At 56.6% G+C, this 14,963-nt stretch carries 9 protein-coding genes; 4 read left to right on the top strand and 5 right to left on the bottom strand.

The window, feature by feature from the left end; genetic code table 11:
- Positions 1–245 precede the first annotated feature (245 nt).
- Complete coding sequence (locus V5S80_RS07160) at positions 246–830, bottom strand: hypothetical protein (RefSeq protein ID WP_395170072.1); 585 nt, start codon at positions 828–830, stop codon at positions 246–248.
- Positions 831–1,104: 274 nt separating this feature from the next.
- Between V5S80_RS07160 and V5S80_RS07155 the strand changes: the two genes are divergently transcribed.
- The 3 genes from V5S80_RS07155 to V5S80_RS07145 all read left to right on the top strand — a co-directional run bounded on the left by V5S80_RS07155 (position 1,105) and on the right by V5S80_RS07145 (position 8,170).
- A complete protein-coding gene (locus tag V5S80_RS07155; RefSeq protein WP_395170071.1) occupies positions 1,105–2,457 on the top strand; it encodes an NYN domain-containing protein in 1,353 nt (450 codons plus the stop codon).
- Between the two features lie 86 nt (positions 2,458–2,543).
- A complete protein-coding gene (locus V5S80_RS07150; protein ID WP_395170070.1) occupies positions 2,544–4,556 on the top strand; it encodes a galactan 5-O-arabinofuranosyltransferase in 2,013 nt (670 codons plus the stop codon).
- A gap of 71 nt (positions 4,557–4,627) precedes the next feature.
- Positions 4,628–8,170 (top strand): arabinosyltransferase domain-containing protein, encoded by a 3,543-nt coding sequence (locus V5S80_RS07145; RefSeq protein ID WP_395170087.1) that lies wholly within the window; start codon positions 4,628–4,630, stop codon positions 8,168–8,170.
- Here V5S80_RS07145 and V5S80_RS07140 read toward each other — a convergent pair.
- The 4 genes from V5S80_RS07140 to V5S80_RS07125 form a co-directional block, all read right to left on the bottom strand.
- Entirely contained in the window at positions 8,167–9,345 is a 1,179-nt protein-coding gene (locus tag V5S80_RS07140) for a glycerate kinase (RefSeq protein WP_395170069.1), read from the bottom strand. The two genes, V5S80_RS07145 and V5S80_RS07140, sit on opposite strands and share 4 nt — an antisense overlap.
- A 60-nt stretch (positions 9,346–9,405) precedes the next feature.
- Positions 9,406–10,779, bottom strand: coding sequence for a glycoside hydrolase family 25 protein (locus V5S80_RS07135; protein ID WP_395170068.1), 1,374 nt, complete (start codon positions 10,777–10,779; stop codon positions 9,406–9,408).
- Positions 10,780–10,867: 88 nt separating this feature from the next.
- Positions 10,868–11,725, bottom strand: a complete 858-nt coding sequence (locus V5S80_RS07130) for a PrsW family intramembrane metalloprotease (RefSeq protein ID WP_395170067.1) — start codon at positions 11,723–11,725, stop codon at positions 10,868–10,870.
- Positions 11,725–12,489, bottom strand: a complete 765-nt coding sequence (locus V5S80_RS07125) for a hypothetical protein (RefSeq protein WP_395170066.1) — start codon at positions 12,487–12,489, stop codon at positions 11,725–11,727. Before V5S80_RS07125 ends, V5S80_RS07130 begins: the two co-directional genes overlap by 1 nt.
- Before the next feature lie 347 nt (positions 12,490–12,836).
- Here V5S80_RS07125 and V5S80_RS07120 point away from each other — a divergent pair, with 347 nt between their 5' ends.
- Positions 12,837–14,927: a M13 family metallopeptidase gene (locus tag V5S80_RS07120; protein WP_395170086.1), complete on the top strand. Its 2,091-nt coding sequence runs from the start codon at positions 12,837–12,839 to the stop codon at positions 14,925–14,927.
- Positions 14,928–14,963 lie beyond the last annotated feature (36 nt).

The following is a 14,963-nucleotide window of genomic DNA, read 5'->3' as shown; positions in this document are numbered from 1 at the left end:
CAACGACGAGACAAAACACTACACACCCCACCCACACACCACAAACCCCCAGCACACACCACAAAAACACACACCAAAAGCAACCGCCGACACAACAAACCGGGCAGAACACGCCACCAATCAAAAACAAGCATGCCCAGCAAACGGATTGACCACCATGTACTCCGCCCGCAGTAAGGATGTCGTACACCAAAACCGTACTCACCCTCACCAGGCCAGCGACAACACCAGCATCCAGATACGACCTACACCACCACGATGGACGCTACTAAAAACAGCACACCGGCCCACCCCAACTGACCCAAACCCAGGACCAAGCACTTCTTCCACATAATGATCCGAGGGACCCCAAAAGCGCCAGCATTACGAACCACGTGCACAAGCTGCCCGGCTACTACCACACACACCAGAAGAAACGAGACACCGAGAAATTCCACCGAATGCAGCGCACACCCAAGTCCAACCACACCGAGCACGACTACAAAAACACACCACCACACCCCACGAATCGGCTGAAAAACCCAGGTCAAATTGTGCTGCTCATCATCTGTGCACGGTATTTCAGCCACGGAACGACCACCGAATATCTCAACCGTCACATGCGATAGTCCAGCCGATTCACTAATGAACACCATGACATCATCAGTACCGCCGCCATCACACTGGCCACGGAATGATGCGCCAGAACTCGACACCTCATCAACACTGACATCGCGCCCCACAACCCCCCGGTATGAGCGGCCTCCCAGACCAGATTCCAACCGAGGCCATAACGACCGTGTCCCCGCGACAGCGTTGTAACCAACACCAAGGACCACACCTCCAACCACCCTCACCTTGGAAAACGTCAGAAATCTCCCCACACACCAACACCACCCAAACACCGATAACACCCCCAGATAAACGCACTACCGCAGCTCACTCCCGCACCCGACGCGCGAACTAATCCCGAATGGTTTCGGAGACCAACGCGTAAGAACCGCCCCCAAGAATCCACTAGAATATGGGCACATGAGCCAGCGTTGGCGACCGGAAATCGCTAACCTAAAACTCAGAACCTTTACACAAATAGTTAGATAATTTTTAGTTAGGAAACCGTGAACAATGCTCGAACGTACCCTCGTCTTCGTTGACACCTCTTACCTGCTAGCCAGCTTCTACAACTCATGGGAAGAAGGAGCACGAACCCAACTCGAAATTGACCTCCCCGAAGTCTGCTCCGTCCTCGACCGAATGATCACCCAACACGTTGGCCAACCAGTACAACGCCAAAACTGGTACGACGGCATCCCCGACTCCGGCCCCCACCGCTACCAACGCGCCCTCCGCACCGTCGACGGAGTCCAACTCCGCGCAGGACTCCTCATCGAAACCGGACAACGACGCACACAAAAAGCCGTCGACACCAGACTCGTCGCCGACATGATCCTCGCCGCCGTCCGCCAACAATGCTCCGACATCGTCCTCGTATCAGGCGACCAAGACATGATCCCAGGCGTCGTCGAAGCATCAGCCCTCGGCATCCGCGTCCACCTCTACGGATTCAGCTGGGACTCCATGTCCAACGCCCTCCGCCACAAATGCGACTCCATCACCGTCCTGGACCCACGCGAAGATTTCGCAGACACCATGCAAATCCAACCACTAGAAGGCCCCATCCCCCCATCAATCCCACCACGCCCACTTGACACAGACGACCTCATCTCCACCACCATCACCACCGAACACACCCCAGACGACACCACCGAAACAAACACCAACGACGACACCTGGACATCCCGCCGCATCCGCCGACACACCAACGACGCCACCGCCGAACCCCCCACCGACCCACACCAATCAACCACCACACCCTCACACCCACCACGACCCACCCCCAACGCCATCATCACCACCCCACGACGAAGCACCAACACAACAGCCCACCAACTCATACCCGAACACACCGAACACTCCCCCACCGGAGGACCACCGACCACACACAGTCCCGAACCCAGCGCCGACACCCACCCATCCACCACACCCACCGACACAATCAACAACGCACTAACAACCAACGACAACTCCACCACCGAACCCACCGACGACGACACAACACCACCCAAAACCGAGCCCAAACCCGCACCCAAACCATCCATGATGGCCCCACGCCGAAAACTCCGCTCCCGCTACGTCCCCCTCCCCAACGAAATCTGGACAACCACCGGATTCCAAACCCCATTCGACGTCGGGCAACAATACGCAACCTGGTGGTTCAACCACGTGGCAACCGAAGAACAACGCGACAGCGCACACGTACTCTCCGGCGGTGGACTCCCACCCAACGTCGACCGCCCACTACTCCAATTCGCCTGCGAATCACTCCACGAATACACACTCAGCGAATCCCAACGCGTCAGCCTACGAGACGGATTCCACACCGGAATACGCGCCATCCTCATCACCGGCGACGACTAAACCACACAGCACACACCCCACACCACGGCACACACGAGCGCACGACAATGCGCCCAAACGCCTGCACATATGCCATGATCTACCCCATGGCATCGAAAATGGGGACTGAGACATCACAGGTAAAACCCGCCTCCACACCCGAGGCGGGCCCATGGGCACAACCAGACACACACACCACCACACCCCACGCCCACATCAGCCTCCCCCACACGATCCTCACCATGGCATTCGCCACTGGCGGCGGCGCCATCACAGCACTCCTCTTCTGGCGCCTCATGAAAGCCACACACTTCCCCGGCTTCAGCGGCTCCAACGTCCTCAAAGCAATCTCAACCCTCTCCTCCGCCACACTCATCATCATCGCCACTACCCTCCTCATCTGGTGGAATCACGACAACAAACAAGCCCACCGCAACCAGACAACCAGTGACACATCACCCACCCCCACCATCAACCGACCCCGATGGCGAACCTGGCTCACATACACCGTCTCCTACCTGTCACCCGCCGGACTCGTCGGCACCGTATTAACCATTCCCCTCGCCTCCACCCGCCTCTACCTCGACGGAATCTCCATCGACCAGGCATTCCGAACACAATTCCTCACACGGATGACCGCACAATTCGGACTCCACGACATGGCCTACCCCGGCATCCCTACCTTTTACCCCGCCGGGTGGTTCATCACAGGCGGACGCTTCGCCCACTACACCGGACTCCCCGGCTGGGCCGCATTCCAACCGTGGGCAATCATCACGCTCAGTGCCACAGCCTGCCTCCTCGTCCCCGTCTGGCAACGCATCACCAACAGCCTCCCCCTCGCCACACTCATCGCCCTCACAACAACAGCAATCATGCTGTCCCTATCATCATTCGAACCCTACGCAGCCATCGTCGGCATGGGCATTCCCGCCGCCGCCATCTTCGCCTGGCGCGCCATCAACGGCGCACACTGGTCCAGCCTCGCAACAACTATCTTCCTCGGAGCATCCGCCTCCCTCTACACACTTTTCACCGGTGTCAACGCCCTAGCCATCGTCATCATCGGCATCGTCATCGCCATTCGCCGCACATCCCTCACACCACTAGTACGACTCCTCGGCATCGGCATCGGCTCCCTCCTCATCGCCACACCAGTCTGGGCACCCTACATCACACACCTGCTCACCCAACCCCACGGAAGCACAGACACAGCCCAGCACTACCTCCCCGCTGACGGAACACAGATCCCCACACCAATGTTCCACATGACCATCCTGGGATTCCTCTGTCTCGTCGGAATCATCTGGCTCATCGTCCGCTTCACTCACCCCATCGCCATGCCCATCGCGATTGCAGTGCTGACCTACTACGCCTGGGTCCTGCTATCCATGGCCGCCACCATCCACGGAACAACCTTGCTCGGATTCCGCCTGGAACCACCCATCACCATGCTCCTCGCCACCGCCGGCATACTCGGACTCCACGACGCCATCACACACGGAATCCCCGCCCTATACCCCGACCGCTTCATCACCGCAGCCCCCACCATCACTGTGGTCATCGGCGTCCTGGTAGGCATCACAGCCACCGAATACGCAGCCACCATTCCCTGGTCGATCGCCCACTCCATCAACTCCGCCTACTCCGACACCGACGGCGACGGACACCGCAACGACGGCATTCCCGCGGATTCAGGTATCTACTACCAGAAAGTCGCCGACACCATCGGCCGCGAACCCACCACCACTGTCCTCCTCTCCGACGAACAAGCCTTCATGGCATACCGCCCCTACCTCGAGTTCCAAGCCCTCACAGCACACTATGCCAACCCACTTGGCGAATTCACCCGTCGAAACGCAGCCATCGACACCTGGGCACAAGCAAAAACACCCGAAAAACTCAAGTCCGCCATGGACACGATGCCCTGGAGGCAACCAGATGCCATCGTCTTCCGCGGTTCCGTCGACGACGATGACTGGACACTCAACATCGCAGACGACATCTACCCCAGCGACCCCAACGTCCACTTCCGTACCATGCACTTCCACCCCACAGCGTTCAAAGACTGGACCGTGACGCAAGTAGGACCATTCATTGTGGCCGTTAATCCCCACTAGTTGCCATCCACACTCATCGAGAAATGGTTACTTCACACGAATGTGACGTAGACTCCGACCCTGTGTCACGGATGAATACTGACGAAAGTAAAGGAAGCACTCCGGCCCCGAAGCAACACCGTTCACAAGGGCCGGGTACGGGCTCCAGCATTCGGCGGACCACAATAGTCTCCGCGGTCACCGGAATCGCCGCCTTTATTCTGTTCATCCTCACCCCCCTGATGCCGGTCAAACAAACCCAATCATCAATAGACTGGCCACAGAATGACAACATCAACTCAGTTGTCGCCCCCCTGATGTCCTATTCACCAGAGTCACTCGACTTCAGCATTCCCCTCTCCCTGGTCACTAGGCTCAACAAAAACCAAACCGACATCCTCTCCACCCTCCCCCACGACTCCCGGTTCGTATCATCACGAGGACTCATCGTCCGTGCAACCAACGACGGCGTCGACGTCGTGAACCGCAGCCAAGTCATCCTTCAGCTCACAACAACCACCCTCACATCACTACCGGACGATGCCACCCTCCACGTGCACTCCGACGCTACGTCAACCACCATTGACGTCCCCGGACACCACAGTAAAGACGGAAAAGCCCTCTCCGCCTCCGTCGCCGGCGACCATCGCCCACAAATGACAGGCATCTACACCGAAATTTCATCCACAGCGAAAAACACCGCGATCACAAACGGACTCAAGGCACACGCAAACATCGACTCACGATTTACATCACAACCCACCACCATCAAATACATCGTGATGCTCACAGGGCTTGTGCTCGCACTCATATCACTGACCGCACTGTGGAAACTAGACAAAATCGGATCCCGCCAACAACGACCACTCCTTCCACCCACATGGAAGAAAATCACCACACTCGACGGCATCGTCGGAACAGTATTAACGTACTGGTACTTCTTTGGGGCCAATACCTCAGACGACGGCTACCTGCTCACCATGGCACGAGCCTCCCACCACTCCGGCTACATGGCCAACTACTACCGCTGGTTCGGCGTACCAGAATCACCCTTCGGCGCACCATACTACGACCTTCTCGGCCTCATGGCTCGAGTCAACACAACCTCAACATGGATGCGACTACCCGCACTCATTGCCGCCGTACTCACCTGGTTCTTACTCTCACGGTGCGTCATCCCACGCTTCGGACGTGACATTTCCCAACGAAAAGTCCCCTACTGGACGGCCGGATTCGTATTCCTCGCTGTCTGGATGGCCTACAACAACGGTCTCCGTCCGGAACCTGTTATCGCACTCGGTGCCCTCTTAACGTGGGTTCTTCTAGAACGCGCTATCTGCACAGACCAACTCACCCCCGCCGCCCTCGGCGTTATTGTCGCCTCAATCTCACTCGCAGCCGGACCCACCGGACTCATGGCAGTAGCCGCGCTCCTCGCAGCACTCTCTGACATATTCCGCATCGTTATCCACCGACTCGATGCACTAGGCGCCCCACGATCAGCGAACAAAAAAGCAGTCATCAGTGGTCTCATAGCACTGTTAGCACCTTTCCTCGCCGTAGGAACAGCAATCCTCATCGCAGTATTCGGAGACCAAACCCTCTCCACAGTCTTGCAATCAATCAAACTGCGCGGGTTCATCGGACCATCTCTCCACTGGTACGAGGAATGGGTACGCTACGACGCTCTATTCTCAGCCACAGAAAACGGATCCTTCTCTCGCCGCCTCCCCATCTTCATGGTGGCCCTAGCCCTGTGCACCGTCCTCGCCGCGATGCTACGACACAAAACCGTGCTCGGCGCACGGCCCGGACCCACACAGCGCCTCGTCATCGTTGTCATTGGCACTGCCTTTTTCATGGCATTTACACCGACGAAATGGACACACCACTTCGGCGTATACGCCGGAGTAGGCGCCGCCGTCGCCGCGCTCGCCGCAGTCTCCGCATCACAGTTCGCAGCACGATCCGTCCGAAACAGGTTCCTCTACCTGGGCGTCACCATCTTCCTCAGCGCTCTTGCTCTCGCCGGCACCAACGGCTGGTGGTACATCTCATCATTGGGTGTCCCGTGGTATGACAAACCCATAGCAGTAAAAAACACGCCAGTATCTAGCATTATGTTGGTACTCGCCCTGCTCATCATGGCATGGGGTGTGATCCAATCCTTCCGGCTCGACATCCAAGAAACACTCGCCCAAACCAACTCCGAGAGCGAAGCCATTGAAAGTCGCGAGCGTGCACGCGCACAACGATTCGCCTCACTAACCGCATCGCCTATCGCTGTCCTCTGTGCACTCATCGTGATCTTCAACTGCGCAAGCATCGGTAAAGCTTTTGTGAAGCAGTACCCCGCGTATTCCGTCGGACTGGGAAACATTCGCACTCTGGCAGGAAAAACCTGCCAAATGGCAGACTACGTGGACGTCGAAAAACACCCGTCGAAAAATATGCTGCCCACTGCTGATGACACAGAATTCAAAGAATCACTCACCGCCGATGAGAATCACAACTTCGGCGCGAACAACATCCCAGCAGCCATCTACCCCGATATTGATTTCGGCACTGTCGACACCGTTGATACCGCGGCACAGCAGAACAACAAGAACACACCCCGCACCTCAACCAACGGCTCCTCTGATACCAGCCACTCTGATCAGGATGAACAAGACTCGACAACCGGAACAACCAGCGACGCCGACGCAGCAAATTCCCGTGGATCAAGCCACTCAGGACAGAAGAACACAGGATCCACAGGGACCGAAGGCGGAACCCAACACGCCCGTGGCATCAATGGGTCTGCAGCATCACTTCCATTCGGCCTTGACCCCAAAAAAGTTCCTGTAGTCGGTTCGTACAGCAGTGGAATACAACTACCTGCTGAAACAAAAACATCCTGGTACAAGCTGGACAAGCGAACCTCACCGATCATCGTCGTCTCTGCCGCAGGATCCATCAAACATATCGACAGTAACGGGGTTACCCAACCCGGTCTCGACCTCGTGCTGGAATACGGCCATCGCGATAGCAAGGGAAAAGTCACTAACACAGGTGAGCTTCTCCCCATCGGTCCTGGCCGGGAGCCAATGTGGCGAAACCTCCGTTTCCTCACATCCGATATCCCCCATGACGCTAACGTGCTCCGGCTCCACGCAAAAGACACAGAACTAGCACGTCGCGATTGGCTCGCATTTACCCCACCGCGCATGCCGGAACTCGAGAGTCTCAACTCCTATGTGGGCCACAATGATCCCGTCCTCCTTGAATGGGAAACGCCACTCCAGTTCCCCTGCCAGCGCCAATACGACCACTGGGCCGGTGTAGCCGAGCTGCCGAAATACCGCATCGCACCAAGCTACAAAACACAACGTGCCAACAGCCCATGGATGGACTACAGCGGAGGCGGATCCCTCGGACTTGTTGAAACAAGCACAGTATCCATGGCGCTGCCAACCTACTTCAGAGACGACTGGGGGCGCGATTGGGGCGAACTCGATGCTCTCCTCCCCCCCGCAAACTCCACAAAGAAGGAAGTAGATACCGCCAAGGTTGCGCAAAAAACCGAGACTCGCTCAGGATTATGGAACCCGGGCCCCATGAATTACAAAGACCAGGGATTATCATCCGATCACTAGCACATATCTCGAACGAGCTTCTCTGCAGCTTGTTCGAGATATTCCGCAGCGTGGCGCATAGTGTCATCCTTGTCGCCGGCACCAGATGATACGTCCCTGAGCGCTATGACAGCCGACATGCCGGCCTCCTCAAGGTCGGACGTATCGACGTTCACCGCCCCGGCAACAGCAACAGTAGGGATCCCCCACGCCGCAGCCCGGCGCGCCGCCGCGACCGGCGCTTTCCCCGACAGTGTTTGATGATCCAGTGTACCCTCACCGACGATGAGGAGGTCGACCCCAGCGGCGAGGGCCGCATCGAAACCAGTGAGAGTGGCGACAGTGTCAAAACCTGGGGTGGTGATAGCGGAGCAGATTGTCGTCAGTGCGGACGCGAAACCGCCTGCTGCCCCCATACCCATGGCGGCAGGGTTGAAGTCTGCGTTGACACGAGTAAGGCACGTTGACCAGCAGGTCAGTCCTTGTTCAAGAGTTGCCACTTGGTGGGGGCCGGCTCCTTTTTGTGGTGCGTAAACGGCGGCTGCTCCGTGAGGACCGAGGAGAGGATTAGTCACGTCGGTGGCAAGGATGATGCGAACGTGGTCCACGGGAGCCATGGCTGAGGTGTCGATGGTATGGGCATAGACCAGCCCTCCCCCTCCCGGAGGAATATCATTCCCATGACGGTCCAGGATGCGTGCACCAAGTGCTCGAAGAGCACCGCTTCCTCCATCGGTGCAGGCGGAACCGCCAATGCCGCACATGATGGTTCTCGCGCCTGCGTCCAGGGCGGCCTGGATGAGCTGTCCTGTTCCGTAACTGTCAGCACGGACAGCGGTTTCTGGGCTGGGGGTGACCCACCCTAGCCCGCTGGCTTCTGCCATCTCTATGACAGCGATAGGGCTCGGGTGTTCAGGCTGGATGTGGTGGAGGGGTGGATTGCCTGGGGATGGTGTGGTCAGCAATGCCCAGCGAGCATTGTGTTCGTCGCCGAGGGGGCCACGAACGCGTGTGACGCGTCGTTCAGCATTAGTATTGTTCGTCGCTTCGATGAGGCCTTCGCCACCATCGGATACGGGGATGATGAGACAGTCGGCATCACTGATGGCGCGTGTGACCCCTCGTTTAATGGCGGTGGCGGCTTCAGCTGCGGTGAGGGATCCTTTGAATTTGTCCGGAGCAATCAGTATGCGCATCTCGACTATTGACGTGATGTCCTGGTGCCACGATAGGGATCTCGTGGCACACTCACAGAACTACGATTCGGATCCCGGAACCGATTGCACCTGCTGGCCCTGGTCAAGCTGGGGTGGATTCGTAGGCCCTTGCGGTGCAGGGGTGGGGGTTGCAGTGCCTGGGGCTGCTCCTGGTGCCTCATTCTTGGGGCCAGCACCGTAGGAGTTTCCGCTATCACCGATAGCTGACACGGCATCGGAGAGTGCTTTCTCAAGCTGGCCCAAGGTTGCGCCTGAGTTTGTGCCCAGTAGTCCTTGTAATTGATCCCTGAGGACGGCTCCGTTCTGGGATACTTCGGTGACAGCGCGGACGAGTTGGTCGGCCAGCTGACCGCCAAAGCCCTCTTCGCGGATCGTATCCCACAGTTGCGACAATGACACGGTTCCCGCGGCAACACCTAAGGTCGCCACCAGGACTGAATCTGGGATCGGGACGTTAAACGAGTTCCCGATGGACTTCAGTACTGGGTTAGGACTTGTTTGGAGTTGATGTTGAATGTCATTCGAGACGCTAGCGGACGCGACATCAGCATCGACAGCTGGTTTCACGGTAGTGGCCACGCCACCGACAGGTGTATCTTCCTTCATGTTGTTGGCTAGGGCTTTAAGTTCCGCGTCGGTCCCGTCGTACTTGTTGAGGTCGACTTGGGCATTAATGCCATCAACAGACCCTGAGCCAGAGTGTTGCCAGAAGGTGACGTGATCCCATCCACCGGGGATGGTGTCTGGCAAAGAATCATCATAGTAGGCCAGCCACAGCGGCAGATCAGAAAACTTGGTGGTGTTCCCCATGTTGTTGATCCAGAAACTGTAGTACGTGTACATGATGGGTGTACGGCCAGTTTGTTTTTTGACCTCGTCGACCCACTCACTGACCCAGTTCTGTAGTTGCTGTGGGCCGAGGCCCCCGGTTTCTTCAAGGTCCAGGGTTGGTGGTAGCGCTGGTTGAGGCTGGTTCGCTAATTCGTGGGCGTAGAACCGTGCTTGCTGGCGGGCATCGGTACCGGGCCGCGCGTAGTGGTAGGAGCCGATGGTGAGGCCAGCAGCTTTGGCCTTCTTTGAATCTGAACCAAAATAGGGGTTGGTGTAGTCGGTGCCTTCTGTGGCCTTGATGAAGGCAAATGATTGGTTGTCACCGGCCACCGAGTTCCAGTCGATGGCTTGTCCGCCGACGTGGTTGTTGCTGGAGACGTCGATGCCATTGAGAGCGTCAGCGGGGGTAAAACCTGCTGCCGTTGAGACAAGGGCAGCTGTTGTCAAAAGCGAACCCGTGACGAGGGCTGCGCCAGCAAGTTTCCGGTGTTTCATCGTTGCTGGGAAGGGGTTGAGCCCCGGCATGATGCTGCGCAACCGGGAACGTGAGCGTGTGGCAGTGGGTTTACGCAAGTCTGACATGGCCACACTGTAACTCATTATTCACATAAACAACAGGAGAAACACGCTATTGATGCGGATGAGTCTGCAACGGTGGCTATGGAACAACCTAGACAGGAACCTGTTTCCAGGCTTTTTTATGAGAAGGCAGAGGCCGTTGCCTATCATTTTTGGCACGTTGCCAGTGTTTCTTCAGGATGACAACGATGATAGCGGTCAATCCAATCCAACCAGGGAACATGAGAAAAATCCCGAAACTCTCGGGCCATTGAACATTCCACCACCCGTGGAAACCAATAGCGGCGAGAACACCACCCGCACCAACTCCTAGACGCCACGCCATGGACTTGTTCGCCACCATAAGGGCACTAGCAATGGCAAATCCTGACAGGCCGGTAAGCATGGCATGCAAGCCGAACCCTAGACAGGTGCGAACAACCCACGACTCGAAAGCGCCATGAACGTCGGACGTTGGATCAGAAGGAGCACCAACACTGCCATATAGCAGGTTTTCGACAATTTCGAAGCCCATCCCCACGGAAAAACCAGCTAAAAGCCCATGCCATGGCCTATCCCACACACGACGAGCCATAAAAAGAATCACAAAAACACCGGCCGCTTTACCAATTTCCTCAGGAATCGCACCACTGGCAGAGGCCTCTAAGCGGTCAAGACCTGCGGTCTTCACGAGATCAGATATCGCGGAAGAGGTGGGGAAGATTGTGCCAACGACAACGAAACCGCCCCAGTACATACTGATGATCACCCACAACAAACTGCCTGACCTCCATATAGGCAGGCATCGGGTGATAATGAAGAACACCGTTAGGTACGACACGGCGCCCGCAATGCCCACAGGTATGGCGTCGGGCACGAACGCGAGTGATAAACCAACTATACTGGCACACACAATCAGGCTGATCACGGCAAAAACAACATATGTCCAGGTGAATACGTCTTTTATCATTATGCTTCTCCCCCGGCCAGTAGCCGCTCGCCTGACTCATTACCAGCATCAACCATGCTGGCAGTTGTGTGGTTCAATGCTTTGTACGCGATATCTTGCTTGAAGCCTCGTGAGGCAACAATTTTGCCCATCACATTCGCAATGTCGTCCGTGGTTCCGCCAGTTACGGATGCGATAACATATGTTGACGGGTCATCTTTTTTTGTGAATGCAGCTGAGAGGGTTGCTTCTGCGTCCGGGTTAAATAGTGATTTCTGTGGATCAAGGAATGCTACCCGCGCCTTCCATGCTCCAGCGGATGCTGCGACCGTGTTGAGCTCCCCCTTGACGTCGATGAATGTTGTAGCTCGAATCCCGCGACGGAATACGTGGTCACCGTTGCTGTTTCCAGTCATGGTCATTGTCTTAATTGTGGTATTTCCGCAGTGATATTCGGTTCCATATGGAGCTTCGGACGATTTGTCGTAGCACTCTCCGAGTACGGGCCCGGCGAAGTGTTCTTTATCGTCATTCCCTATCTTTATGGCCTTATCAATTTTTTCACCTGGGTAGTCGCCGGGAGATCCGCTATCGATGATAATCGGTGTGACCATCAGGCCGGAGACCACAAATAACGACATCATCCACACCACGATGTTCTTTTTTCCATGCGGAAGGTCCTGGTACTGGGGCGCATCGGCGAGACTGTCGTCGTGGGTGTGTCCAGCCCCCTGGTGTGGCGACGCATCTGCCGGTGGTGCGTCGTGCGTGTTCTCACAGCTCATGCTGACAGACAATAACAGAGAACAGGGAGGGTACAGCGTCGTCATCCTGCACTTGCATGGCTTGGCGGTACCACCGAGGGGTCCGGCTGACTACGGTTATGCCCCACCGGTGGGGTCTGCGTGCGAAATGGCCCGCCCCCCTTTTTTTGATGCTGATGCAAGGCTGGTGGTGTCCCAGAGTCGACCGATGCGCCGGGGATGAGCAATCATTACAGTCGAGGCAAGATACTGACCACGATAGCCATGCAGTCATGAAAGGTTTTTCTGTGAGCAATCCTTCACCATCAGGCGACACCGCAACAGCCAGCACACCAACGGCCGAGACTACGACAGCAGCTGGTTCGGCGATTCCTGACAATATTTCGGAAGCCCCGGCATCGCGCCCGTCTCCTCGCGATGATGTGTACCGTTACGTGTCCGGGCCGTGGCTGTCGCATCACACTATTCCAGACGATCGCCCGGTCGATGGCACGTTCCACAAGCTTCGCGATCAGGCAGAGGACGATGTTCGCACGATCATTGAAGCAGCGGATCCGTCGACACGGATTGGTGCTGGGTTCACAAGTTTCATGGATGTCGACGGCCCCCAGGGAATCAACCAGGCTGGTTACACTCCGCTGAAGGAGGATCTGGCGCGAATCAATGTCGATACGTTGGAGGATTGTGCGCGCGGGTTGGGCGCGTTGGATGTTGTTGGGATTAGTGGTTTTGCCGGGTACTACGTGGCAAAAGATGCACATTCAACAAATGATGCAGCATACCTGAATCAGGGTGGCTTGACTCTTCCCGATGAGGCTTATTATCGCGAGGAGGCACACCGTCCTCTGGTTGAGAAGGTGAAAGAGCATATCGCAACAATGCTGGGGGCCGCTCGGGAGGCGACTAGTGGTGAGGAATGGCAGGACTGCCCACTTATTCCTGTGGAGTTTGCCGACGCGTCACCTGAGGACTTGGCTGCGACAATTATTGATTTTGAGACTCGTCTCGCTGAGGGACACTGGAGTGTGGAGGACACGCGTGATGCTCTCAAGACGTACAACCCCACGTCAGTGAATGATCTTCCCACAGATTTCCCGTGGAAAGTGTGGCTGGAGGCGACAGGGCTATCGACGGATATGATCGTCGTCGGTCAGCCGAGTTACCTCAATCATGTGGGGGCTCTGGTGCAGGAGACAGATCTGTCCGTGGTGAAATTGTGGGCCGGCTGGCGCATTCTGACGCAACGCGCATCGCTGTTGGCGGAGGATGTGAGCCGAGAGTCGTTTAATTTCTTCGGTCGTGTGTTGTCGGGGGCGACGGAGCAGCGTGCACGGTGGAAGCGTGCGGTGGCATTCCTTGATGGTGCTATTGCTGATGATATTGGCCGGGAGTTTGTCTCTAAGCATTTCCCTCCAGAGCATAAGGAAACAATGGTGTCTCTGGTGGAGTATCTGCTGAAGGCATACCGCCAGCGAATTAGTGGTGTCTCCTGGATGACACCACAGACACGGGAGCGGGCATTAGACAAGCTGGGGACGTTCCGCGCGAAGATCGCCTACCCCGATGAGTGGAAAACGTACGATGGTCTGGAGTTTTCCCCGAAGGGCGAGGACGTGGTGGTGAACGCCCGGCGTGCATCGGCGTGGCGTCATCGGTATGAGGTAGCGAAGGTAGGGCATCCGACGGATCGGAGTGAGTGGGTTGCTCCGGCGCAGATGGTGAATGCTTTTTACAACCCTGTGGTCAATGACATTACGTTTCCTGCTGCGATTTTGCGTCCGCCGTTTTTTAATCCGGATGCGGATATGGCGCAGAACTTTGGTGGTATTGGTGCGGTGATTGGCCATGAGATCGGTCATGGTTTTGATGATCAGGGCTCTCAGTTCGATGGTGAGGGCAATTTGAATTCGTGGTGGACGGCAGAGGATCGTTCGGCGTTTGAGGAACTCACGGGCCGGTTGGTTGATCAGTTCGATGGGTTGATTCCGAAAGGTTTAGAACAGCGTGGGTTGACTGGTCAGCATGTGAATGGTCGTTTTACGTTGGGTGAGAATATTGGTGATCTTGGTGGTTTAGGTATTGCTGTGGTGGCGTATCGCCTGTATTTGGAGGATCGGGGGCTGACGCCGGAGACGTCGCCGGCGTTGCCGTTCCTTCTGTCTGATGACACGGCTTTAGCTCCGTTGGGTGAGGAGTCGGATTCGGATACGGGTATGGCGTTTGATGGTGCCCCGGCGTTTTCGGCGATGCAGCGTTTGTTCTTGGCGTGGGCGAATGTGTGGCGTACGGCGATTCGTCCGCAGTTGAGTGCGCAGTATTTGGCGATTGATCCTCATTCGCCGTCGGAGTTTCGGTGTAACGTCATTTCTCGGAATGTTGATGAATTTGCTGAGGCGTTTGGTGTTCAGCCGGGTGACGGTATGTGGTTGGCCCCTGACGATCGTGTGCAGATTTGGTAGTTGTTCACGTGTGGGTGTGATTGTTGTGGTCGCGCC

Source organism: Corynebacterium sp. PCR 32 (assembly GCF_037464985.1).
GTDB classification, from domain to species: Bacteria; Actinomycetota; Actinomycetes; order Mycobacteriales; family Mycobacteriaceae; genus Corynebacterium; species Corynebacterium kroppenstedtii_D.
This window is presented reverse-complemented; position numbering and strand designations above follow the sequence as displayed.

Coding starts and splice junctions, on each gene's coding strand:
- V5S80_RS07155 (WP_395170071.1), top strand. CDS start 1,105: ATGCTCGAACGTACCCTCGTCTTCGTTGACACCTCTTACCTGCTAGCC.
- V5S80_RS07135 (WP_395170068.1), bottom strand. CDS start 10,779: ATGTCAGACTTGCGTAAACCCACTGCCACACGCTCACGTTCCCGGTTG.
- V5S80_RS07125 (WP_395170066.1), bottom strand. CDS start 12,489: ATGAGCTGTGAGAACACGCACGACGCACCACCGGCAGATGCGTCGCCA.
- V5S80_RS07150 (WP_395170070.1), top strand. CDS start 2,544: ATGGCATCGAAAATGGGGACTGAGACATCACAGGTAAAACCCGCCTCC.
- V5S80_RS07140 (WP_395170069.1), bottom strand. CDS start 9,345: ATGCGCATACTGATTGCTCCGGACAAATTCAAAGGATCCCTCACCGCA.
- V5S80_RS07145 (WP_395170087.1), top strand. CDS start 4,628: ATGAATACTGACGAAAGTAAAGGAAGCACTCCGGCCCCGAAGCAACAC.
- V5S80_RS07130 (WP_395170067.1), bottom strand. CDS start 11,725: ATGATAAAAGACGTATTCACCTGGACATATGTTGTTTTTGCCGTGATC.